The sequence below is a fragment of the Nocardioides cynanchi genome, from assembly GCF_008761635.1.
GTDB classification, from domain to species: domain Bacteria; phylum Actinomycetota; class Actinomycetes; order Propionibacteriales; family Nocardioidaceae; genus Nocardioides; species Nocardioides cynanchi.
Genome location: NZ_CP044344.1, coordinates 831,748 through 854,012 on the forward strand (window position 1 = coordinate 831,748; position 22,265 = coordinate 854,012).

General features: G+C 69.3%; 17 protein-coding genes and 2 rRNA genes. 17 read left to right on the top strand and 2 right to left on the bottom strand.

Annotated features, from left to right (window positions below; genetic code table 11):
* Nucleotides 1-171 precede the first annotated feature (171 nt).
* From E3N83_RS04305 to E3N83_RS04315, 3 genes are all read left to right on the top strand, one after another.
* Nucleotides 172-3,319: ribosomal RNA gene (locus E3N83_RS04305) — 23S ribosomal RNA — on the top strand.
* A gap of 149 nt (nucleotides 3,320-3,468) precedes the next feature.
* Nucleotides 3,469-3,585, top strand: a 5S ribosomal RNA gene (rrf, locus tag E3N83_RS04310).
* A gap of 174 nt (nucleotides 3,586-3,759) precedes the next feature.
* A complete protein-coding gene (locus tag E3N83_RS04315) occupies nucleotides 3,760-4,110 on the top strand; it encodes a single-stranded DNA-binding protein (protein ID WP_151082132.1) in 351 nt (116 codons plus the stop codon).
* Here the strand turns inward: E3N83_RS04315 and E3N83_RS04320 are convergent.
* On the bottom strand, nucleotides 4,088-5,209 hold the full coding sequence (locus tag E3N83_RS04320; protein WP_151082133.1) for a DUF1015 family protein: 1,122 nt from the start codon (nucleotides 5,207-5,209) through the stop codon (nucleotides 4,088-4,090). The genes E3N83_RS04315 and E3N83_RS04320 overlap by 23 nt on opposite strands.
* 37 nt (nucleotides 5,210-5,246) lie before the next feature.
* Here E3N83_RS04320 and E3N83_RS04325 point away from each other — a divergent pair, with 37 nt between their 5' ends.
* From E3N83_RS04325 to E3N83_RS04360, 8 genes are all read left to right on the top strand, one after another.
* Nucleotides 5,247-6,263 carry an HAD-IIA family hydrolase gene (locus E3N83_RS04325; protein WP_238343064.1) on the top strand — a complete coding sequence of 339 codons (1,017 nt, stop codon included), beginning with the start codon at nucleotides 5,247-5,249 and terminating at the stop codon, nucleotides 6,261-6,263.
* A 9-nt stretch (nucleotides 6,264-6,272) separates the two neighbouring features.
* On the top strand, nucleotides 6,273-6,578 hold the full coding sequence (locus tag E3N83_RS04330) for a hypothetical protein (RefSeq protein ID WP_151082134.1): 306 nt from the start codon (nucleotides 6,273-6,275) through the stop codon (nucleotides 6,576-6,578).
* A 4-nt stretch (nucleotides 6,579-6,582) separates the two neighbouring features.
* Nucleotides 6,583-7,425 (top strand): TlyA family RNA methyltransferase, encoded by an 843-nt coding sequence (locus tag E3N83_RS04335; RefSeq protein ID WP_151082135.1) that lies wholly within the window; start codon nucleotides 6,583-6,585, stop codon nucleotides 7,423-7,425.
* Nucleotides 7,422-8,351, top strand: a complete 930-nt coding sequence (locus E3N83_RS04340) for an NAD kinase (protein ID WP_151082136.1) — start codon at nucleotides 7,422-7,424, stop codon at nucleotides 8,349-8,351. Before E3N83_RS04335 ends, E3N83_RS04340 begins: the two co-directional genes overlap by 4 nt.
* Entirely contained in the window at nucleotides 8,344-10,065 is a 1,722-nt protein-coding gene (recN, locus tag E3N83_RS04345; protein WP_151082137.1) for a DNA repair protein RecN, read from the top strand. Before E3N83_RS04340 ends, recN begins: the two co-directional genes overlap by 8 nt.
* A gap of 75 nt (nucleotides 10,066-10,140) precedes the next feature.
* The gene (gene steA / locus E3N83_RS04350; RefSeq protein WP_151082138.1) at nucleotides 10,141-11,355 is read left to right on the top strand and encodes a putative cytokinetic ring protein SteA; all 1,215 of its coding nucleotides are present in this window, start codon (nucleotides 10,141-10,143) and stop codon (nucleotides 11,353-11,355) included.
* Nucleotides 11,352-12,218 carry a copper transporter gene (locus tag E3N83_RS04355; RefSeq protein WP_191907938.1) on the top strand — a complete coding sequence of 289 codons (867 nt, stop codon included), beginning with the start codon at nucleotides 11,352-11,354 and terminating at the stop codon, nucleotides 12,216-12,218. Before steA ends, E3N83_RS04355 begins: the two co-directional genes overlap by 4 nt.
* Nucleotides 12,219-12,229: 11 nt before the next feature.
* Nucleotides 12,230-13,930, top strand: a complete 1,701-nt coding sequence (locus E3N83_RS04360) for a CTP synthase (RefSeq protein ID WP_151082140.1) — start codon at nucleotides 12,230-12,232, stop codon at nucleotides 13,928-13,930.
* Nucleotides 13,931-13,947: 17 nt separating this feature from the next.
* Here E3N83_RS04360 and pepN read toward each other — a convergent pair whose 3' ends face one another.
* Nucleotides 13,948-16,401, bottom strand: a complete 2,454-nt coding sequence (gene pepN / locus E3N83_RS04365) for an aminopeptidase N (protein WP_151082141.1) — start codon at nucleotides 16,399-16,401, stop codon at nucleotides 13,948-13,950.
* 183 nt (nucleotides 16,402-16,584) lie between these two features.
* Here pepN and E3N83_RS04370 point away from each other — a divergent pair, with 183 nt between their 5' ends.
* The 6 genes from E3N83_RS04370 to ald all read left to right on the top strand — a co-directional run bounded on the left by E3N83_RS04370 (nucleotide 16,585) and on the right by ald (nucleotide 22,265).
* Entirely contained in the window at nucleotides 16,585-17,472 is an 888-nt protein-coding gene (locus E3N83_RS04370; RefSeq protein WP_151082142.1) for an ABC transporter substrate-binding protein, read from the top strand.
* A gap of 10 nt (nucleotides 17,473-17,482) precedes the next feature.
* Nucleotides 17,483-18,577, top strand: a complete 1,095-nt coding sequence (locus E3N83_RS04375) for an amino acid ABC transporter permease (RefSeq protein WP_151082143.1) — start codon at nucleotides 17,483-17,485, stop codon at nucleotides 18,575-18,577.
* 2 nt (nucleotides 18,578-18,579) lie between these two features.
* Nucleotides 18,580-19,323, top strand: coding sequence for an amino acid ABC transporter ATP-binding protein (locus E3N83_RS04380; protein ID WP_151082144.1), 744 nt, complete (start codon nucleotides 18,580-18,582; stop codon nucleotides 19,321-19,323).
* 20 nt (nucleotides 19,324-19,343) lie between these two features.
* Nucleotides 19,344-19,937 carry an NUDIX domain-containing protein gene (locus E3N83_RS04385; RefSeq protein ID WP_151082145.1) on the top strand — a complete coding sequence of 198 codons (594 nt, stop codon included), beginning with the start codon at nucleotides 19,344-19,346 and terminating at the stop codon, nucleotides 19,935-19,937.
* Nucleotides 19,934-21,052 (top strand): dipeptidase, encoded by a 1,119-nt coding sequence (locus tag E3N83_RS04390; RefSeq protein ID WP_151082146.1) that lies wholly within the window; start codon nucleotides 19,934-19,936, stop codon nucleotides 21,050-21,052. The genes E3N83_RS04385 and E3N83_RS04390 overlap by 4 nt, the downstream gene beginning before the upstream one ends.
* Before the next feature lie 88 nt (nucleotides 21,053-21,140).
* Nucleotides 21,141-22,265 (top strand): alanine dehydrogenase, encoded by a 1,125-nt coding sequence (gene ald, locus E3N83_RS04395; RefSeq protein WP_151082147.1) that lies wholly within the window; start codon nucleotides 21,141-21,143, stop codon nucleotides 22,263-22,265.

The following is a 22,265-nucleotide window of genomic DNA, read 5'->3' on the forward strand; positions in this document are numbered from 1 at the left end:
TCGAGTGTGCATCACCAGCCTGGTGTGCCCGCTGCTGATCTGTTGTTTCCATGTGGTGCCGTCGTGGTCTGGTTGCTGTGCCCTGTAGGTGGGGGTGTGGTGGTCGGGGTGGGGCGGTTTTTGTGCGTGGTGGGGCGGGTTGGTGTGGGTGGGTTGGGTTGGTGGTGTGTGTGACAAGCTGTGAAGGGCACATGGTGGATGCCTTGGCATCAAGAGCCGATGAAGGACGTAGGAGCCTGCGATAAGCCCTGGGGAGTTGGCAACCGAGCGTTGATCCGGGGGTGTCCGAATGGGGAAACCCAGCTGGAGTCATGTCCAGTTACCCGCGCCTGAATGAAATAGGGCGTGTGGAGGGAACGTGGGGAAGTGAAACATCTCAGTACCCACAGGAAGAGAAAACAATAGTGATTCCGTGAGTAGTGGCGAGCGAAAGCGGATCAGGCTAAACCGTTTCAGTGTGATACCTGGCAGGGGTTGCTGGAGCGGGGTTGTGGGGCGTGTTTGTTACCGGGCTGCTGGCCGGTTGCGAAGTGATCAAGGTGTGGTGAAGTTGAAGTCCATTGGAAAGTGGCACCGTAGAGGGTGATAGTCCCGTAGGTGTAAGCCGCACTCTTCGTGAGCACGTACCCAAGTAACACGGAACTCGTGAAATTCCGTGTGAATCTGGCGGGACCACCCGTCAAGCCTAAATACTTCTTGATGACCGATAGCGGACAAGTACCGTGAGGGAAAGGTGAAAAGTACCCCTGGCGGGGAGTGAAATAGTACCTGAAACCGTGTGCCTACAATCCGTCAGAGCCTGGCATCCCTTCGGGGGTGGGTGGGTGATGGCGTGCCTTTTGAAGAATGAGCCTGCGAGTTTGTGTTGTGTTGCGAGGTTAACCCGTGTGGGGGAGCCGTAGCGAAAGCGAGTCCGAAGAGGGCGGTTCAGTAGCACGATCAAGACCCGAAGCGAAGTGATCTATCCATGGGCAGGTTGAAGCGTCGGTAAGACGACGTGGAGGACCGAACCCACTTCAGTTGAAAATGGAGGGGATGACCTGTGGATAGGGGTGAAAGGCCAATCAAACTTCGTGATAGCTGGTTCTCCCCGAAATGCATTTAGGTGCAGCGTTGCGTGTTTCTTGCCGGAGGTAGAGCACTGGATAGCCGATGGGCCCGACCAGGTTACTGACGTTAGCCAAACTCCGAATGCCGGTAAGTCAGAGCGCAGCAGTGAGACTGCGGGGGATAAGCTCCGTAGTCGAGAGGGAAACAGCCCAGACCATCAGCTAAGGCCCCTAAGCGGTGACTAAGTGGAAAAGGATGTGGAGTCGCAGTGACAACCAGGAGGTTGGCTTGGAAGCAGCCACCCTTGAAAGAGTGCGTAATAGCTCACTGGTCAAGTGATTCCGCGCCGACAATGTAGCGGGGCTCAAGTCATCCGCCGAAGCTATGGCATTCACGCGTTGACCAAGCCGCCGGCTTGTCCGGTTGGTTCAGGTGTGTGGATGGGTAGGGGAGCGTCGTGCCGCCAGTGAAGTCCCGGAGTGATCCAGGGGTGGAGGCGGCACGAGTGAGAATGCAGGCATGAGTAGCGAATGAGGAGTGAGAAACTCCTCCGCCGAATGATCAAGGGTTCCAGGGTCAAGCTAATCTGCCCTGGGTAAGTCGGGACCTAAGGCGAGGCCGACAGGCGTAGTCGATGGACAACGGGTTGATATTCCCGTACCGGCAACATGGCGCCCCTGACGAACCCGGTGATGCTAACCATCCGAAACTTCGCTGACCAGACCCTTCGGGGCGCGGCGGCGGAGCAGAGCGTGGGACCCGAACCGGTAGTAGTCAAGCGATGGGGTGACGCAGGAAGGTAGCCCAACCGTGGCGATGGTAGACCACGGGCAAGGACGTAGCACGGGCGGTAGGCAAATCCGCCGCCCTCACTTCAATGTGACGTGTGAGATCTGACGCGGAGCCATCAGTGGTGAAGTGGGTGATCCTATGCTGCCAAGAAAAACCTCTAGCGAGCCATGCGCCGCCCGTACCCCAAACCGACTCAGGTGATCAGGTAGAGAATACCAAGGCGATCGAGCAAACCATGGTTAAGGAACTCGGCAAAATGCCCCCGTAACTTCGGGAGAAGGGGGACCCGGAGCGTCAACCCACTAGCTGGGGGAAGCGTGAAGGGTCGCAGAGACCAGGCCCAAGCGACTGTTTACTAAAAACACAGGTCCGTGCGAAGTCGCAAGACGATGTATACGGACTGACTCCTGCCCGGTGCTGGAAGGTTAAGGGGACGGGTCAACCACTTCGGTGGTGAAGCCTCGAACTTAAGCCCCAGTAAACGGCGGTGGTAACTATAACCATCCTAAGGTAGCGAAATTCCTTGTCGGGTAAGTTCCGACCTGCACGAATGGAGTAACGACTTGGGCGCTGTCTCAACCATGGACTCGGCGAAATTGCACTACGAGTAAAGATGCTCGTTACGCGCGGCAGGACGGAAAGACCCCGGGACCTTTACTATAGTTTGGTATTGGTGTTTGGTACGGCTTGTGTAGGATAGGTGGGAGACTGTGAAACCCCCACGCCAGTGGGAGTGGAGTCAACGTTGAAATACCACTCTGGTCGTATTAGATGTCTAACCTAGGCCCATGATCTGGGCCAGGGACAGTGCCTGATGGGTAGTTTAACTGGGGCGGTTGCCTCCTAAAATGTAACGGAGGCGCTCAAAGGTTCCCTCAGCCTGGTTGGCAATCAGGTGACGAGTGTAAGTGCACAAGGGAGCTTGACTGTGAGACAGACATGTCGAGCAGGGACGAAAGTCGGAACTAGTGATCCGGCACCACCATGTGGATGGGGTGTCGCTCAACGGATAAAAGGTACCCCGGGGATAACAGGCTGATCTTCCCCAAGAGTCCATATCGACGGGATGGTTTGGCACCTCGATGTCGGCTCGTCGCATCCTGGGGCTGGAGTAGGTCCCAAGGGTTGGGCTGTTCGCCCATTAAAGCGGCACGCGAGCTGGGTTTAGAACGTCGTGAGACAGTTCGGTCCCTATCCGCCGCGCGCGCAGGAAACTTGAGAAAAGCTGTCCCTAGTACGAGAGGACCGGGATGGACGAACCTCTGGTGTGCCAGTTGTCCCGCCAGGGGCACCGCTGGTTAGCTACGTCCGGACGTGATAACCGCTGAACGCATCTAAGCGGGAAGCACATTTCAAGATAAGGTTTCCCACCCACAAGATGGGGTAAGGCCACCCGCAGAACACGGGATTGATAGGCCGGAGGTGTACAGCAGCAATGCCCAGCCGACCGGTACTAATAGGCCGAGGGCTTGTCACCCACACCCCCAACACACCAAAGAACTTGTGCCCGCGTCCACTACCAGAATCTGAACCAACAAACCCAACCCCCAAACACCCACACCAACACGTGTGTGAAAACCCGGGGGACAGGGACATGGGAAAACAACACCATAAGGTTCACCACGTTACGGCGGCCATAGCGACAGGGAAACACCCGGACCCATCCCGAACCCGGAAGTTAAGCCAGCCAGCGCCAATGGTACTGCAACCGACAGGCTGTGGGAGAGTAGGACGCCGCCGAACATCTATTGCTGAAGGGGTCACCGCGAGGTGGCCCCTTCAGTGCATTTACCGGACATTCCGGCCCGATTGCCGTCCACAGTCGATGGCCGCGCCCTGTGTTCCCACAGCCTCTGTTCGGCCGGCCCGATCTGGTCGGTCCCGTGCCCCAGGGTGGAGGTCGAGGAGGTGGTGCACATGGGCACACCGGAGAAGGGGCTCGCCGAGTCCAACGAGGTGGTGCTGGTCGGGCGGGTGTCGGCGCCGGCCGAGGAACAGGTCCTGCCGAGCGGGTCCGAGCTGTGGAAGTTCCGGTTGATCGTCGCAAGGCCGCCCTCGTCGACCTCGCGGGCCACCGTCGACACTCTGGACTGTGTCGTCTGGGAGCGCCGCCCGGCACGATCGGTGGCGCGTTGGCGCAGCGGTGACGTGGTCGAGGTCAAGGGCAGCCTGCGGAGACGGTTCTTCGCTCCGGCCGGCGGGGGCCGCGCCTCGAGGTGCGAGATCGAGGTGGCCGCGGCCAGGCTCATTCGTCGAGCAGCCGGATGAAGCTCCCGAGGTTGGGCTTGGGCTGGAACGACGTGGCCTTCTCGGGCAGGAGCCCGCCGGAGCGGACGACGCTGAGCACCACGTCCAGGTCGACGGCCGGCAGGAGCGCTGCGGTGACCTGCCCGGGCCGGACCTGGTCCATCGCCTGCTGCAGGGAGTGGGCGAAGGCCACCTTCTGGGGCGGGCGGGGCAGGCGCGAGATCAGCACATCGTCGACCAGCTGGACGGCGGCCTGGCCGGGCGGCACGTCGAGCTGCACGGTGGCCCACTCCCGGCCATCGGTCAAGACCAACGTGTCCGCTCTCAGCTCGCTGACGGCGTCGTCGCCGGCGATCCGCGTGATGGTGGCTCCGGCCGCCTCCGCCGAGGAGAGCAGGTCGCTGATCCGGACGCCGTGCAGGATCCGGTGGATCGCGCCGAGGAAGAGTGCGGTGTCCTCGTGGTCGATGATCATGGCCAGCCCCCGGCGGTTGGCCTTGCTGGAGGTTCGTGACTCGAGCGAGACGTAGGCGGCGTAGCGGTGGTGCCCGTCGGCGACCAACAGGCGCGCGTCGGCGAGGGCCGCCGCGATCGTGTCCTGCTGCTGGGGATCGGTGATCGCCCAGACCCGGTGCTCCTGGCCGGCGTGGTCGACGTACTCGCGCTGCGGGTCGGTCTCCCTCAGCTGGCCGACGAGCTCCCGGATCGCTGCCGGGCCGTGATGGACAAGCAGGATCGGGGCCGGGTTGATGCGCATCTCGTCCATCCGGGCGGCCAGCTCGTCGACCTGCTGGGGGTGGACTCCCTCGTGCGGGAAGATCTGGCAGTCCGCGACGCTCGTGGCGTGGTGGGAGACGTCGATGCAGCCGACCAGCCCGCGAATGGTCAGTCCCGACTCGGAGTACTCGTGCAGATAGATCGCCGGGGTGGCGTCCCGGCTGGCCAGTCCGCGGCGCAGCCACACCGCGAGGCGGTGCGGGACCCCGCGGTAGGGTCGCGCGAAAGCACGCGCCGAGGCTGGGTCGCCGACCCGCCGCGGGGTCAGGGAGAACGCCCGGAACGGTGTCAGCGTCAGCGGCCCCGCGACGTACGGCGGGGCCGTGGATGGGCCGGACTCCATCGGTGCATCGTAGGCGCAACCAACGAGGAGCCAGTCAGTGGCAGACGCACGTGAGCAGGCGCTCGCGGAGACCTACGACCTCCTGATGTTCGACCTCGACGGCGTGGTCTACGTCGACGGCCGGGTCGTGGCCGGCGCCCCCGAGGGGATCGCGTGGTCGAGACGAGCCGGAGCTCAGGTCGCGTTCATCACGAACAACGCCTCGCGGACCCCGGTGCAGGTGGCGGCACACCTGCGCGAGCTCGGCATCGAGGCGGCCCCCGCCGACGTCGTGACGTCGTCACAGGCGGCGGCGCGGTTGCTGCGCTCCCGGGTCGGTGCGGGTGCGGCAATCGCGGTGCTGGGTACCGACGGGCTGCTCGAGGCCTTGCGTGAGCAGGAACTGGAGCCGGTGGACGTCGACGTGGAGTCGGCTGTCGCGATCGTCTCGGGCTACGCGCCGGAGGTCAGGTGGAAGGTGATCATGCAGGCGGCGGTACGGATCCGCAACGGTCTCCCGTGGTGGGCGACCAACACCGACCCGACCCTTCCGACCGGCGACGGTCCGGCTCCCGGGCACGGCACGCTGGTCAGGATGATCAGCGAGTTCGCGGACGTGGACCCGGTGGTCGCCGGCAAACCGGAGAAGCCGCTGTTCGACGAGACTCTGCGACGGGTGGGCGGAGCGCGCCCGCTGATGGTCGGCGACAGCCTGCACACCGACATCGCCGGTGCCCACCGTGCCGGGATCGACTCGCTGCTGGTGCTGACCGGGGTCACCGACCTCGCCGAGCTGGCGCGGGCGCGCCCCGACCAGCGCCCCACCTGGATCGGCCACGACCTGGGGGTGCTGGGGCGTCCGGGGGTGCGTGCCGGGCAGCACGACGAGTCCTGGACGGCCGAGGGGTGGACCGCCCGGGTCGTCGACGGCCGACTCGTGGTCGAGGGCTCGGGGAGCGGTGACGCGTGGTGGGCCTGCGTCGGGCCGGCGCTGTGGAGCGGGCTCGATGCCGCCGGGGAGCCCGCCGACATCTCCGGTGTGGTGGCTCCCGCGCCTGACGACCGGCGAGGGTAGCCTGCGGCCATGACCGAGCAGTCGCGCGCGCCCGGCCCGGAGGAGATCCGCCCCGAGGAGATCGGCCCGGAGGAGGTCGACCCGGAGGACGCCGTCGTGGAGGACGCCGTCCCGGAGGACGACGCCCCCGACGCCGCCGGGGCCGAGTCCCCGATCCGGACCGGCCTGCCGAGCGTCGACGCGGTGCTGGCGGAGATCGACGAGCTCGACGAGCTGCCCCTGGACCAGCACCTGGCGAGGTTCGAACGCGCCCACGACACCCTCCGCTCGGCCCTGGACGCTCCGACAGGGCCGGCGGCCGACGACCCGGCGTGACCGCGTGCCTCGTCGCCTCCGGCTGGATGCCGAGCTGGTACGCCGTGGCCTGGCGCGGTCCCGCGACCACGCCGCCGAGCTGATCGCCGACGGCCGGGTGCGGGTGGCCGGCGCCCGCGCCACCAAGCCGGCCACCGGGGTGAGCACCGATGTCGCCCTGGTGGTGAGCGCGGACCCGGCGATCCCGGGCGGTGAGGAGTACGTCTCCCGGGGAGGGCACAAGCTGGCCGGGGCGCTGGGCGCCTTCGAGCCGGCCGGTCTGGTCGTGTCGGGGCGTCGGTGCCTGGATGCGGGTGCGTCGACGGGTGGATTCACCGACGTGCTGCTGCGGGCCGGGGCTCGCGAGGTGGTCGCGGTCGACGTGGGCTACGGCCAGCTGGCCTGGCGGATCCGTCAGGACGAGCGGGTCGTCGTCCACGACCGGACCAACGTCCGCGAGCTGGATCTCACCCTGATCGGCGATCCGGTCGACGTGGTGGTCGGTGATCTCTCCTTCATCTCCCTCACGCTGGTGCTCGACCCCCTGATCTCGGTGACCGCGGACGACGGCGACCTGGTGCTGATGGTCAAGCCGCAGTTCGAGGTCGGACGTGACCGGGTCGGCAAGGGCGGCGTGGTCCGCGATCCCGACCTGCGCGTGGACGCCGTACGCACCGTGGTCGCTGCCGCGGACCAACGCGGCTGGGGGCTGCGCGACGTGGTCACCAGCCCGCTGCCGGGGCCCTCGGGGAACGTCGAGTTCTTCGTCTGGCTGCGTCGCGGACCCGCCACCGTGGCGGACGCACGGCTGAGGGCCGTGGTGTCGGCCGGGACGACGTCGGTGCCGGGTGAGAGGGTGGAGGAATGACCGACCAGCGTCGTGTGCTCCTGCTCGCCCACCCGGGGCGACCCGAGGCGCACGACGTCGCCGCGCAGCTGGTCGACGCGCTGACCGGTCACGAGATCCGCGTCCGGCTGCTGGCCGACGAGGCGGCTGCGCTGGGCATCGAGGCCGGCGATGCCGTCGAGATCGCCGACGCCGGCGACCCCAGCGCCGACTGCGAGCTGGTCGTCGTGATCGGCGGCGACGGCACGATCCTGCGGGCCGCCGAGGTCGCGCGCGAGAGCGGCACCCCCATCCTCGGCGTCAACCTCGGCCATGTCGGGTTCCTGGCCGAGGCGGAGTACGACGACGTGGCGTCGACCATCGACGCGATCGTGGAGCGGCGCTACACCTGGGAGGAGCGGCTGACCATCGACGTCTCGGTGTTCCGTGACGGCGAGCTGGTGACCAGCACCTTCGCCCTCAACGAGGCGAGTGTGGAGAAGGCGGCGCGCGAGCGGATGCTCGAGGTCGTGGTGGAGATCGACGGCCGCCCGCTGTCCCGGTGGGGCTGCGACGGCGTGGTGTGCGCCACGCCGACCGGCTCCACGGCGTACAACTTCAGCGCCGGCGGTCCCGTGGTCTGGCCGGGGGTGGAGGCGCTGCTGATGGTGCCGATCAGTGCCCACGCGCTGTTCGCCCGCCCGCTGGTGGTCGCCCCGACATCGGTGCTGGCGGTCGAGGTGATCGCCAAGGCCGAGGCGGCCGGCGTGCTGTGGTGCGACGGGCGGCGGACGGTCGACCTCCCGCCGGGAGCCAGGATCGAGGTCCGTCGTGGCGCGCGACCGGTGCGCTTGGTGCGGCTGCACGAGGCGCCGTTCACCGACCGGCTGGTCGCGAAGTTCGGACTGCCGGTCGAGGGCTGGCGCGGAGCCAGCGAGCGTCGTCGGCGCGGAGATGGCGATGCTTGAGGAGCTGCGGATCAGCGGACTGGGGGTGATCGAGTCGGCCACCCTCGAGCTGGGGCCCGGGCTGACCGTGATCACCGGTGAGACCGGCGCCGGCAAGACGATGGTGGTCACCGCGCTCGGTCTGCTCCTCGGCGGGCGCGCCGACAGCGGCGCCGTCCGAGTCGGCAGCCGCTCGGCCCGGGTGGAGGGCTCGGTGCACGTCGCCGCCCTGCCGCACGTCGTCGAGGCCGTCGAGGCGGCCGGTGGCGAGGTCGAGGAGTCGCAGGTGATCTTCGCGCGCAACCTCACCGCGGAGGGCCGCTCGAAGGCGTTCGTCGGCGGCGCCGCGGTGCCGGTATCCCGGCTCGCCGAGGTCACCGAGCCGCTGGTGGCCGTGCACGGGCAGGCCGACCAGCACCGCCTGCTCCAGCCGCGGGCCCAGCGCGACGCGCTGGACAGCTATGCCGGAGAGACCGTGGCGGCCCTGCTGGCCGACTACCGCGCGCTGCACAGCGACCTGCTGAAGACCGAGCGCGAGCTCGCCGAGGTCGTCGCCACCGCACGCGAGCGGGCCCGCGAGGCAGACCTGCTCCGGTTCGGGCTCGGCGAGATCCAGGCGGTGACCCCCGAGCCCGGCGAGGACGACGCGCTGGCCGAGGAGGAGCGACGCCTCGGGCACGCCGACACGCTGCGCACGGCCGCGGAGTCGGCACGGGAGGTGCTCTCCTCCGACGACGGCCAGCCCGACGCGCTGGCCGCGGTGGCGGCGGCCCGCACCCTGCTGGAGGGCGTCCGCGACCACGATCCCGCAGCCGGTGAGCTCGCCGACCGGGTCGCCGAGATCACCTACCTGCTCTCCGACGTCGCCGCCGACGTCGCCGGCTACGCGACCAGCCTCGACACCGACCCGGCCCGGTTGGCCGCGGTGTCCGAGCGCCGGGCCGCACTGACCGCCCTGACCCGCAAGTACGGCGAGTCGGTCACCGAGGTGCTGGCGTGGGCCGAGGCGTCCGCCGCCCGGCTCGCGGACCTCGACGACACCGACGACCAGATCACGCGGCTGGGGGAGCGACGCCGTGAGCTGCGGGCCCGCCTCGGGCCGGCGGCCGAGACCCTCTCCCGGGCTCGGGCAGAAGCCGCGCTCAGACTGTCGACGGAGCTGACCGGTGAGCTCGACCTGCTCGCCATGCCGCACGCCGTGCTCGAGGTGGTGGTGCGACAGACGGTCACCGCAGACGGGCTCGAGGTCGGTGACCGGCACCTGCGGTTCGGTTCGTCGGGAGTCGACGAGGTCGAGTTCCTGCTGACCGCCAACACCGGCAGCGAGCCGCGCCCGCTGCACAAAGGTGCCTCGGGCGGTGAGCTCTCGCGGGTGATGCTGGCCCTCGAGGTAGCCCTGGCCGGCACCAGTCCGGTGCCCACCTTCGTGTTCGACGAGGTCGACAGCGGGGTCGGTGGCAAGGCAGCCGTGGAGGTCGGGCGGCGTCTGGCCCGCCTGGCCGCCACCGCCCAGGTGCTGGTGGTCACCCACCTGCCCCAGGTCGCGGCGTACGCCGACCGGCATGTGCTGGTGGAGAAGGCGAGCGACGGGTCGGTGACCACCTCGGGCCTGACCGTGCTCGACCCGGCCGGCCGCGAGCGGGAGCTGTCGCGGATGCTGGCCGGTATGGAGGACTCCGCCACCGCCCTGGCCCACGCTCGCGAGCTGCTGGCCGCCGCCGGCCAGTCCTCCTGAGCTCCGGGCGCCGACTCGCCGGGGGTTCCCTGCCTCCCCGGCCCGCCCCGTATCGGCTGACAAGATGAATCGGTCATGAAGCTCAGGACCCGCCCCCAGACCGACGCCGCCGGGATCGTCGGGACCGCGCGCACCGACCGGTCCCGCCCGCACGGACGCCGTACCACCGACCTGCTGCCGCGGCTGGGCTCGGGAGACATCGCGGTCGTCGACCACCTCGACCTCGACGGCTCCACCGCGGAGGCCCTGGTGGAGGCCGGAGTGGCCGCGGTCCTCAACCAGTCGGCGATGATCTCCGGGCGGTTCCCCAACCGCGGACCCCAGATCCTGGTCCGGGCCGGGATCGTGCTGGTCGACCAGCTCACCGGCGTCGACGGCCGGTCCCCGATGGACGCCATCCCCGACGGCAGCCGGGTCCGTCTCCACACCGACGGCTCGGTGTCCGTGGACGGCGCCGTCGTGGCGCGCGGCCGGATGCTCAGCGCGGCGGACGTCGAGGGCCAGCTGACGGCGGCTCGGGCCGGACTCGCCACCCAGCTGAGCACGCTGACCCACACCAGCGCCGAGTTCCTCCGACGTGAGGAAGCCCTGCTGCTGCACGGCGACGGCGTACCCCGGCTGCGGACCCGCCTCGACGAGCGACCGGTGGTCGTCGTCGCGCAGGGGCCCGACGACGCGGCCGAGCTCCGGCTGCTGCGGCGCTACCTGCGTGAGGTGCGCCCCGTGGTGATCGCGGTCGCGGGAGGCGTCGAGGTCGCTCGCGCCGCCGGCGTGCGGCCCGACGTGATCGTCCTGGACTCGCGGGCCGAGGACATCCCCGCGGCCCGCGAGCTCCGTGCCGCCCGGGACGTCGTGGTGACCGAGGCTCCCGGCGGCGTGCGCTCCGGGGGAGCCGAGGCCGAGCGCTTCGAGCGGGTGGGCGTACGCCGGGTCGCGATGCAGACGACGGCGGCGCCCGCCGACGCCGCGCTGCTCCTGGCCGACGCGTGCGGCAGCGGGCCGATCATCGCTGTAGGAGTCCGCGGCACCCTCGAGGAGTTCCTCGACGGTGGTCGCGACGCCCTGGCCAGTGGCTACATGACCCGCCTCAAGGTCGGCTCGCGCCTGGTCGACGCCCGCGCCGTGCCGATGCTCTACTCCGGTCAGCTCCGTGCCCGCCACGCCTACCTCGTGCTGCTGATCGGGCTGCTGGCCGTCGCCGCCGCGATCGCGTCCACCCAGGTCGGCCACCAGTGGGCGCTCGACCTCCGCGACCAGCTCCACGAACTGCTCCGCCGGTGGTTCGGGTGATCCGCTCGCGCGGGTACGCCGTACCCCTCGTCGGTGTCCTGCTCGCCCTGGCCACGGGCATCGCGCTCGGCGCCGGCCCGTTGACCGACACCGGCTCCAGCGCCGCACCCGGACCCGCGGTCCACCAGCCGGCCCCCCAGGCCGGCTACGCCGACGCCTTCGCCGGTGCCGTGGCCACCCGGCTCTACGGCAACGGCCTGTCCCGCCGGCCCGTGGCGGTGCTGACCGCCCCCGGTGCCGATCCGGCCACGGTCGCCGCGGTCACGGCCCAGGTCAAGGCCGCCGGTGGGCAGGTGTCGGGCACCTATGCGCTGGGCTCGCAGCTGGTGGACCCCCAGCAGAAGAGCCTCGTGGACACCCTCGGCGCCGAGCTCGGCAAGCAGCTGCACGCCCACCTCGACCGGAGCGCCACCACCTACCCGCGGATCGGCGAGCTCCTGGCCGTCGCGGCCGCCAACCGTGGCAACAGCGTCGGCCAGGTCAACGACGACGTGTCCGCCGTACGTCAGAGCATGGTCGCCGCCCACCTGGTGACGGTGCCCCACGACGCGCAGGGCAACCAGCCCGGTACGGCGCCGCTGGTCCTGCTGGTGCTCGGCCACGACCTCGACCAGGCGATCGCCGACGGCCTGGTGAGCGGACTCGCGGCCCGGTCCCGCGGGGTGGTCGTGATCGGTGACACCGCCGCGCCCGACCTGGTCGGGCTGCGCCAGGACGGCGTGACCAAGGTCGCGGCGGCGGTCGACGGTGCCGAGACCACGGCCGGCCAGGTTGCATCGGTGCTGGCCCTGATCCGGTCGTGGCGAACCCCCGGCGGATCCTTCGGTGCGTCGGGTGTCACCGGTGCGGCACCACTCGGGTAGGATGGAACCCCGTGAAGCCGGCGCCCGTCACCAAGCACGTATTCGTCACCGGAGGCGTCGCCTCCTCACTCGGCAAGGGGCTCACGGCCTCCAGCCTCGGGCGGCTGCTCAGCTCCCGTGGTCTCCGGGTCACCATGCAGAAGCTGGACCCCTATCTGAACGTCGATCCGGGCACCATGAACCCGTTCCAGCACGGCGAGGTGTTCGTCACCGACGACGGAGCCGAGACCGACCTGGACATCGGGCACTACGAGCGGTTCCTCGACACCGACCTGGGCCAGAAGGCCAACGTCACCACCGGGCAGGTCTACTCGAGCGTGATCGCCAAGGAGCGCCGCGGCGACTACCTCGGTGACACCGTCCAGGTGATCCCGCACATCACCAACGAGATCAAGGAACGCATCCTGGCCATGGGCGGCCACGGCGGTACGCCGGGCGTCGACGTGGTGATCACCGAGATCGGTGGCACGGTCGGTGACATCGAGTCGCTGCCGTTCCTCGAGTCCGCCCGCCAGGTGCGCCAGGACATCGGCCGCGACAACTGCTTCTTCCTCCATGTCTCCCTGGTGCCCTACATCGGCCCGTCCGGCGAGCTGAAGACCAAGCCGACCCAGCACTCGGTGGCGGCGCTGCGCTCGATCGGCATCCAGCCCGACGCCATCGTGTGCCGGGCCGACCGCGAGATCCCGGACGGGATCAAGAAGAAGATCAGCCAGATGTGCGACGTCGACCAGGACGCCGTGGTCACCGCCGCGGACGCGCCGTCGATCTACGACATCCCCAAGGTGCTGCACCGCGAGGGCCTCGACGCCTACGTCGTGCGCCGGCTCGACCTGCCCTTCCGCGACGTCGACTGGACCACCTGGGACGACCTGCTCCGCAAGGTGCACCATCCCCAGGAGGAGGTCACCGTCGCACTGGTCGGCAAGTACATCGACCTCCACGACGCCTACCTCTCGGTGGCCGAGGCGCTGCGCGCCGGCGGCTTCGCGCACGAGGCCGCCGTCCGCCTGAAGTGGGTGCCGTCCGACGAGTGCGCCGACCCGCACGGTGCCGCCCGCGAGCTCCACGACGTCGACGCGGTCTGCGTGCCCGGTGGCTTCGGCATCCGCGGACTCGACGGCAAGCTCGGTGCGTTGACCTACGCCCGGATCCACGGCATCCCGACGCTGGGCCTGTGCCTGGGCCTGCAGTGCATGGTGATCGAGTACGCCCGCAACGTCGCGGGCCTCGAGAAGGCGGCCTCCACGGAGTTCGACCCCGACTGCCCCGAGCCGGTGATCGCCACCATGGAGGAGCAGAAGTCCTACGTGGACGGTGCCGGTGACCTCGGCGGCACCATGCGGCTCGGTCTCTACCCCGCCGAGCTCACCGCCGGCTCGATCGCCCGGCAGGTGTACGGCGAGGCCCGGATCGAGGAGCGCCACCGGCACCGCTACGAGGTCAACAACCACTACCGCGAGCAGCTGGCGGCAGCCGGGCTGGTGTTCTCCGGCACCAACCCCGACCTCGACCTCGTCGAGTTCGTCGAGCTGCCGCGCGACGTGCACCCCTACTACGTCGGCACCCAGGCCCACCCGGAGCTGCGTTCCCGCCCGACCCGCCCGCACCCGCTGTTCGCCGGGCTGGTGGGGGCCGCGATCGAGCGGCAGCGTGCCGAGCGGTTCCCGATCGACGAGTCCAAGCTGCGCCGCGAGCCCGCGGACGACTGACCGCGGGCGCCCCGAACTCAGGCTCGGCGGGCTCGGTTCATCCGGGTCAGCGTGTCGGCGCCGATCAGCAGGGCCGCGCGCACCGTCGGGTCGCAGCCCGGCTCGGCCGCGACGCTCGTGGCCCGGGCCAGGAAGTCGTCGTCGGCCACCTGCGGGAACATGCCGTACATCAGCCCGAACACGGTGAGCATGCCGCCGCCGGCCAGGGCCGGGATCGCGTCGAGGAAGCGGTCGCCGTACGGCGCGAGCACGTCGTCCTGCTGCGGCTGCCAGAAGGCGCGGATCATGTTGCCCATCATCGGACCGCCGGGCACGTCGCGCTTGTCGAAGAGATGCACCCAGGCCTCGTCCTTGGCAGCGGTGTCGGGCTGCGCGGTGCGCACCGCCAGCGCCCGCATGGCGGCGTCGGGGTCGGGATCGCGCTGGAGCAGCGACTCGACCGCGTCGTCGTCGTAGCGACCCAGGGCGGCGCGGCGGGTGGCGACCCGCCAGGCCAGGTCGTTGTCGGACTCGGCGGCGGAGTCCAGGCGGCGGAAGTGCTCGTCGCTGGTGGCAGCCGCGGCCAGGGTCCGCAGCGCCGGGGTGGTGTGCTCGGGGTCGTCGGCCAGGCCGGCGGCCATCACCGCGAGGTGCTCGAGCTGGACCGGGATGTCGCCGTTGGGGGTCCAGCGCTGGGCGACCTCGAGGGCGACGTTGAGGAAGGGCTCCACCAGGCTCGGGCTGCGCTCGCCGGCGAGGAGCCCCAGGACGCACGAGAACAGCTCCGGGCCCGGGAGCTCGCCGTCGTAGAGCATCTGGAAGCCGGTGACCACGGCCATCGCCCGGTCCACGGCCTCCGGCAGCTCGGCGGCGCGGTCGAGGAGCACCCGGACGGAGTCGGCGTCGGGGCGGACGGCGGCGAACGTCAGGTCGGCGGCGTTCAGCAGGTGGAGGTCCGCGGCCGGCAGCTGGACCTCGGTGGTGTCTCCGGCGGTCTCGACGGAGACGGTGTCCACCAGGGTCAGGCCGGTCTCGGAGACGGCGTAGCAGCCGACGTCGAGCCGGTGCGGCCGCGGCGCCCCGTCGTCGGGGGAGGTCGCCGTGATCGCGCCGTCGGTCAGGCGGAGGGTGTCGGTACCGGCCCGGTCGAGCCAGGCGACCGTCCAGTCGTCGAGGTCACGCCCGGCGGCGTCGCCGATCGAGCTCATCAGGTCGGCGAGCACGGTGTTGCCCCAGGCGTGCTCCCGGAAGTAGCCGCGCAGGCCCTCGACGAAGGCGTCCTCCCCGACGTACGCCATCAGCTGCTTGAGGACACTGGCTCCCTTGGTGTAGGTGATCGCGTCGAAGTTGGCCATCGCCTGGGCGACGTCGGGCACCTCGCCGCGGATCGGATGGGTGGCCGGCGACATGTCCTGCCGGTAGCCGGCCATCTTCCCGCCCGCGAGGAAGGTCGCCCACTCGTCGGTGAAGTCGTCGGTGCAGTTGACCGCGGCCCAGTTGGAGGCCCACGAGGCGAAGGCCTCGTTGAGCCAGAGGTCGTCCCACCACTGCATGGTGACCAGGTCGCCGAACCACATGTGGGCCATCTCGTGCAGCAGGATCTGGGCGCGCACGGAGCGCTGACCGTAGGTCGGGGTGCTGCGGTAGAGCACGCTGTCGGTCCAGGTGACCGATCCCCAGTTCTCCATCGCGCCGCCCATGTTGGGCACGAACACCTGGTCGTAGCGCTCCTGGGCGAAGGGCTGGCCGAAGCGCTCACCGAAGAACGCCAGGCCGCGGTCGGTGAGGTCGAAGAGCTCCTCGGCGTCGCGCTCGAGGTACTGCTTGAGCGACTGCCGGGAGTAGAGGCCGAGGTCGTAGCCGCCCCTGCTCGAGCGGAGCTCGTGGAAAGGGCCGGCGTTGACGACCGTCACGTAGGTGGACAGGGGCGGGGTGTCGGCGAAGGTCCAGCGCCGACCGCCGCCCGCCGCGCCGTCGAGGTCGGTGACCGAGTCGGGGGCGGAGTTGCTCGTGACCGTCCAGGTCTCCGGCGCGTCGACGACGATGCCGTGCGGTGCCTTGAGGTCGGGCTGGTCGAAGCAGGCCCAGGCGAAGCGCGCCATGTCGGGCTCGAACGTCGACCAGATGTAGACCAGCTTGTCGTTGGGGTCGACGGTCCGCAGGATCGCGTTGCCGCTGCTGGTGTCGTGCTGGGCGGAGCTGACCACGAGCACGTTGTCGGCGGCCAGATCGGGCAGCGGGATGCGGCCGCGCTCGGCCGTGGCGGGGTCGAGCTCGCGACCGTTGAGGGTCACCGACGACACGTGGCCGACGCAGTCCACGAACGTGCTGGCACCGGGGGTGCGGCAGGTGAACGAGATGGTGGACGTGGCCGCCCAGACCTCGCCCTCGAACAGTGCCCTCAGGTCGACCGCGACGTCGTACCTCTCCACGGAGACCAGCTCCGCACGCTCTCGGGCTTCCTCACGGGTCAGGCTCGCGACATCGCTCATCGGCCCACCGTATCCCGACGCCTCGGGCTGCTGCGTCTCGATGAGGTCACGGTTCCTCCCCGTGTTGCGAAGGGTGCACCACCATGGTCCAAGGGGTGAATGTTCTTGACTCTGCGGCTCCGTGGCACGAGCCTGACCCCCAGGCCACTTGGCCTCGACGTCGGCGGAAGGACGCGTTTTCACATGCATTTCAAGCGCACTCTGGCTCTCACAGGCGCTCTCGCGCTCACCGCGGCCCTCGCGGCCTGCGGTTCGAGCAACTCCTCGGCACCGAGCGCCGGCACCGGCGCCAGCGGTGCCCCCAAGATCGGCGACTGCACGGTCACCGGTAAGCCCAACAGCATCTCGATCACTCCCGTGAGTGCGGGGACGCTGACCGTGGAGACCACGCTCCCTGCCCCCGGCTGGTGGGACGGCACCACGCCGGACTCGATCAACGGCGGCTACGAGTACTGCATGGCCGCGAACCTCGCCTACATGGCCGGCCTCACCTCGGTGACGGTCAAGAACGTGTCCTTCGACCAGCTCGTCGCCGGGCGCACCAACACCTTCGACCTGGCGCTGGCGGAGATCTCGATCACCCCCGAGCGCGCGAAGGTCGTCGACTTCTCCAAGCCCTACTACGACTCCAACATCGGCGTGATCGTCAAGAAGGGGGCGGACGTCACCGAGTCCAACATCACGACCAAGTCGTGTGCGGCGTACGCCGGGACCACCTCGGTGACCTTCCTCCAGGACCAGCTCAAGTGCGCGAGCACCAAGATCTACCCGAACTCTTCGACCCTGTACCAGAGCGTTCTCTCGGGACAGGCGGACGCTGCGTTCCTCGACACCGCGATCGTCCTGGGCGAGGCAAAGAAGACCGGGGGTCAGCTCGAGGTCGTGGGTCAGTACAGCACCGGTGAGAAGTACGGTGCGATCTACCCGCAGGGCTCGGCCAACGAAGACGCACTCAACCAGGGGATCGCGACCATGCTGAGCGACGGCACCCTCGACGGCCTGTCGAAGCAGTGGCTCGGCCCCGCCTTCGGTGGCGACCCGTCCTCGGTACCCGTGTGGGCGATCCAGTAACGCCGCGCGGATGAGCGCGACTTCCCTCGTCAGCGAGGAGCTCCAACCCACGCCCACGCCGGGCCGGCCGCGCCCGGTGGCCGGCTTGGCCGTGGCGGGTCTGGTCCTGTGCCTGGTCGGCGCCGCACTCATGGTGTTGGCGGCCACGAGGTTGCGCGACTACAACAGCGGCGGAATCGTCTCGACCGTTGTGGCCGCGGTGCTGGTGCTGCTCGCGCTGTACCCGTTGTGGCCGACCTTGCTCGCGTTCCGCAGGAGTGCCGCTCGTAGGTCCCTGTTGGCGAACGACGAGCTGGTGCCTGCTCGGAGGGCTGCTGCGGCCGGGCGGGAGGAGGCGCAGATCGCCTTGGGGTACTCGGCCGCTGCGATCATCGTGGCTGGTCTCCTGCTGATGTCGCTTGCCTACGGCGGGGGCGTCGCGCACACGTTCTTCCAGACGCATGCCTGGCGCGCCGCGTTCCCGAAGATGATCCATGCGTTCTGGACCAACGTCTGGGTCGCGTGCGTCGCCCAGGTGCTGGTGCTGGTCTTCGGGCTGCTGATCGCGATCATGCGGATGCTCCCCGGGCGGGCGGGCGCCCCGCTCCGTGCCATCGCGCTGGTCTACTGCGACGTCTTCCGCGCAATTCCCGCGATCGTGGTGATCCTGCTGGTCGTCTTCGGCACGCCGCTCGCCATCCCGGCCACCGCCAAGTGGCCCACCGTGTGGCTGGGGATCACGGCGCTGACCCTGACGTACTCGGCGTACGTGTCGGAGGTGTACCGCGCGGGACTCGCGTCGATCCACCCCAGTCAGAGCGCGGCAGCTCGTTCCCTGGGTCTGAGCTACGTCCAGACCCTGCGCACCGTGCTCGTGCCGCAGGCGGTCAGGCGGGTCATCCCACCGCTTCTCAACGACTTCATCAGCCTGCAGAAGGACACGGCTCTGCTCGCGTTCGCCGGCATCCTGGACGTGGTGCTCGTCGCGCAGCTGTTCCAGTCCGACCTGTTCAACCTGTCGCCCATCACGTTGGCTGCCTTCTTCTTCATCCTGATCACGATCCCGCAGGCACGGTTCGTGGACTTCCTCATCGATCGAGACGCGGCTCGCCGGGCGGGGAAGTAGTCATGTCCTTCCTGGAGATCGACGAGGTGCACAAGTCCTTCGGCCGCAACGAGGTGCTCAAGGGCGTCTCGCTGAACGTCGAGCGGCACGAGGTGGTCTGCCTGATCGGCGCCTCGGGCTCCGGCAAGTCCACGCTGCTGCGCTGCGTGAACGCGCTGGAGGAGATCAGCTCCGGTGAGATCCGGATCGACGGCGACTGCGTGACGGGGGCCGGGGTCGACCTCAACGCCTTGCGTCGCGACGTGGGGATCGTGTTCCAGAGCTACAACCTGTTCCCGCACATGTCGGTGATCGACAACGTGATCCTTGCCCCCACGAAGGTGGGTGGCCTGTCCAAGGACGAGGCGCGCGAGCGGGGCATGAAGCTGCTCGAGTCGGTCGGGATGGCCGAGAAGGCACCGGCCTATCCCGACAGCCTGTCCGGTGGCCAGCAGCAGCGGGTCGCGATCGTGCGAGCCCTGGCGATGCAGCCGCGGGTCATGCTGCTGGACGAGATCACCGCCGCCCTCGACCCCGAGCTCGTCGGCGACGTGCTCGAGATCGTCCGTGAGCTCGCCCACGAGGGCCTGACGATGCTCCTGGCCACCCACGAGATGGGCTTCGCCAAGGAGGTCGCCAGCCAGGTGTGCTTCCTCGACGCCGGCCAGATCCTCGAGCACGGCTCGGCCGAGCAGATCTTCGAGGATCCGCGCGAGGAACGCACCCAGCAGTTCCTCAGCAGGGTCGTGAAGTCGGGCCGGCTCTAGACGCCCGCTAGCGTCGGGCCATGAACTCGGAGCTGCGCGACCTGCCCGGACCGTGGCCGGTGACCGCGAGCCGTGACCTGTACCGCGGCGACTGGCTGATGGCGCTCCGCGCCGACGAGGTACGACGGCCGGGCGCCGAGGGCGAGAAGCCCTTCGAGCGCTGGGTCCTCGAGCACCCGGGTGCCGTGGTCGTGTTCGCCGTCGACGAGCAGGAGCGGGTGTGCTGCCTGCGGCAGTACCGCCACCCCGCCGGTGGACGGATGCTGGAGCTGCCCGCGGGGCTGCGGGACGCCGCGGGGGAGGACCCGCTCGAGACCGCGCGGCGGGAGCTCCGCGAGGAGGCCGAGCTCGAGGCAGGGGAGTGGCGACAGCTCTTCGACCTGTACCCCTCGGCCGGCATCACCAGCGAGCGCCAGCTCTGCTACCTCGCCCGCGAGCTGAGGCCCGCGAGCCGGGGCGACTTCGCTCTCGAGCACGAGGAGGCCGACATGGAGCAGCTCTGGGTGCCCGTGGACGACCTTGTCGACGCGGTCCTGGCCGGTCGGGTCAGCGAGTCACCGATCGCGGCGTGCGCGCTGGCGTACGTCGTCCTGCGGCATCGAGGAGAGCTGTGAGCGACCTGTCCGACGTGCTGTCCGGCCACCCTGTCATCGACGGGCACAACGACCTGCTGTGGGCGCTGCGTGACCTGAACGGCTACGACCTCGCGGCGTACGACGTGGGGGAGCGACAGACGCAGACCCAGACCGACCTGCCGCGACTGCGGGACGGAGGGGTGGGTGCGCAGTTCTGGTCGGTGTTCGTGCCGACGCAGGAGGGCGAGCGATCGGTGACCTCCACGCTGGAGCAGATCGACGCGGCGTACGCCCTCGTCGCCCGCTATCCCGACCAGCTGGCCCTGGCCACCACGGCCGACGAGGTGGAGCAGGCCTGGGACGGTGACCGGATCGCCTGCCTGATGGGGGCCGAGGGGGGCCACCAGATCGCCGGCTCCCTGGCCGTGCTGCGGCTCTACCACCGGCTCGGGGTCCGCTACCTGACCCTGACCCACAACGACAACGTGCCGTGGGCCGACTCCGCGACCGACGAGCCGGTGCTCGGCGGCCTCAGCGACGAGGGTCGGGCCGTGGTCGCGGAGATGAACCGGATCGGGATGATCGTCGACCTCTCCCACGTCAGCGCCGACACCATGCGCGATGCCCTGGACACCACGACGGCCCCGGTGATCTTCAGCCACTCCTCGGCGTACGCCGTGTGCGACCACCCGCGCAACGTGCCCGACGACGTGCTGACCCGGCTCGCCGGCAACGGGGGCACCTGCCTGGTCACTTTCGTGCCGCGCTTCGTGAACCAGGCGGTCCGCGACTGGTCGCTGGAGGCCGAGCAACGTGCGGTCGCGGAGGGGGTCGACCCGCGCGACCTCCCGGCGCTGATGGCCGTGGAGCAGGCCTACCAGCTGGAGCGGCCGTGCCCGCCCGCGACGCTGGGCGACGTGGTTTCCCACCTCGACCACGTACGCGAGGTCGCGGGCATCGACCACATCGGTCTCGGGGGCGACTACGACGGCGTCGACTGGCTGCCCGAGGGTCTCGAGGACGTGTCGTCGTACCCCCGACTGCTGGCCGCCCTGCGTGAGAGCGGCTGGTCCGACGCCGACCTCGCCAGGCTCACCTGCCGCAACGTGCTGCGCACGATGCGGGACGTCGAGGACGTGGCACGGACGCTCTGACGTCCCTCCAGGTCGTGGTCGGCGTCACATTGGATAGTGTCTGACCGGCTCCCAGCGAGGTGGGCCGGTGTCTGTGAGGAGTACGAAGGTGAAGGTCGGCGTCCCCAAGGAAGTCAAGAACCACGAATACCGCGTCGCGATCACGCCGATCGGCGTGCACGAGCTCTCGGCACACGGCCACGAAGTCTTCGTGGAGAAGAGCGCGGGCGTCGGCTCGCAGATCGACGACAGCGAGTTCGAGGCCGCCGGGGCGAAGATCCTCGACAGCGCGGACGAGGTCTGGGGCACCGCCGACATGGTGCTCAAGGTCAAGGAGCCGATCGCCGAGGAGTACCACCGGATGCGGGAGGGGCTCACCCTCTTCACCTACCTGCACCTGGCCGCCGACAAGCCCCTCACCGAGGAGCTGATCGCCCGCCAGGTGACCGGGATCGCCTACGAGACCGTGCAGCTGCCCTCGGGCGGGCTGCCGCTGCTCTACCCGATGTCGGAGGTGGCCGGCTGCCTGGCGCCCCAGGTCGGCGCCTACTCGCTGCTCAAGGCCCAGGGCGGACGCGGGGTGCTGATGGGCGGCGTCGGTGGCGTCGCCAACGCCAAGGTGGTGATCATCGGTGCCGGCGTCTCCGGCCAGAACGCCGCGAACATCGCCCTCGGCATGGGTGCCGACGTGACCCTGCTCGACACCGACCTCGACAAGCTGCGGATGTCGTTCTGGCGCTACAACAACCGCGTGCACGGTCTCGCGTCGTCCAGGCTGGCGATCGAGCAGCAGGTGCGCGAGGCCGACATGGTGATCGGGGCCGTGCTGATCCCCGGTGCCAAGGCGCCCAAGCTGGTCACCAACGACCTCGTCGCGCAGATGAAGCCCGGCTCGGTGCTGGTCGACATCGCCGTCGACCAGGGCGGCTGCTTCGAGGACACCCACCCCACCACGCACGCCGACCCCACCTTCGAGGTCCACAACTCGATCTTCTACTGCGTGGCCAACATGCCGGGTGCGGTGCCGAACACCTCGACCTACGCCCTGACCAACGCAACGCTGCCGTACGCCGTGTCCCTGGCCGACAAGGGCTGGGCGCAGGCCTGCCGCGACGACCACAGCCTGGCGCTCGGCCTGAACACGCACGCCGGCCGACTCACCAACGCCCCGGTGGGCGAGGCAGTGGGCATCGAGGCGGCCGACCTCGACGAGCTCCTGGCCGGAGTCGGCTGA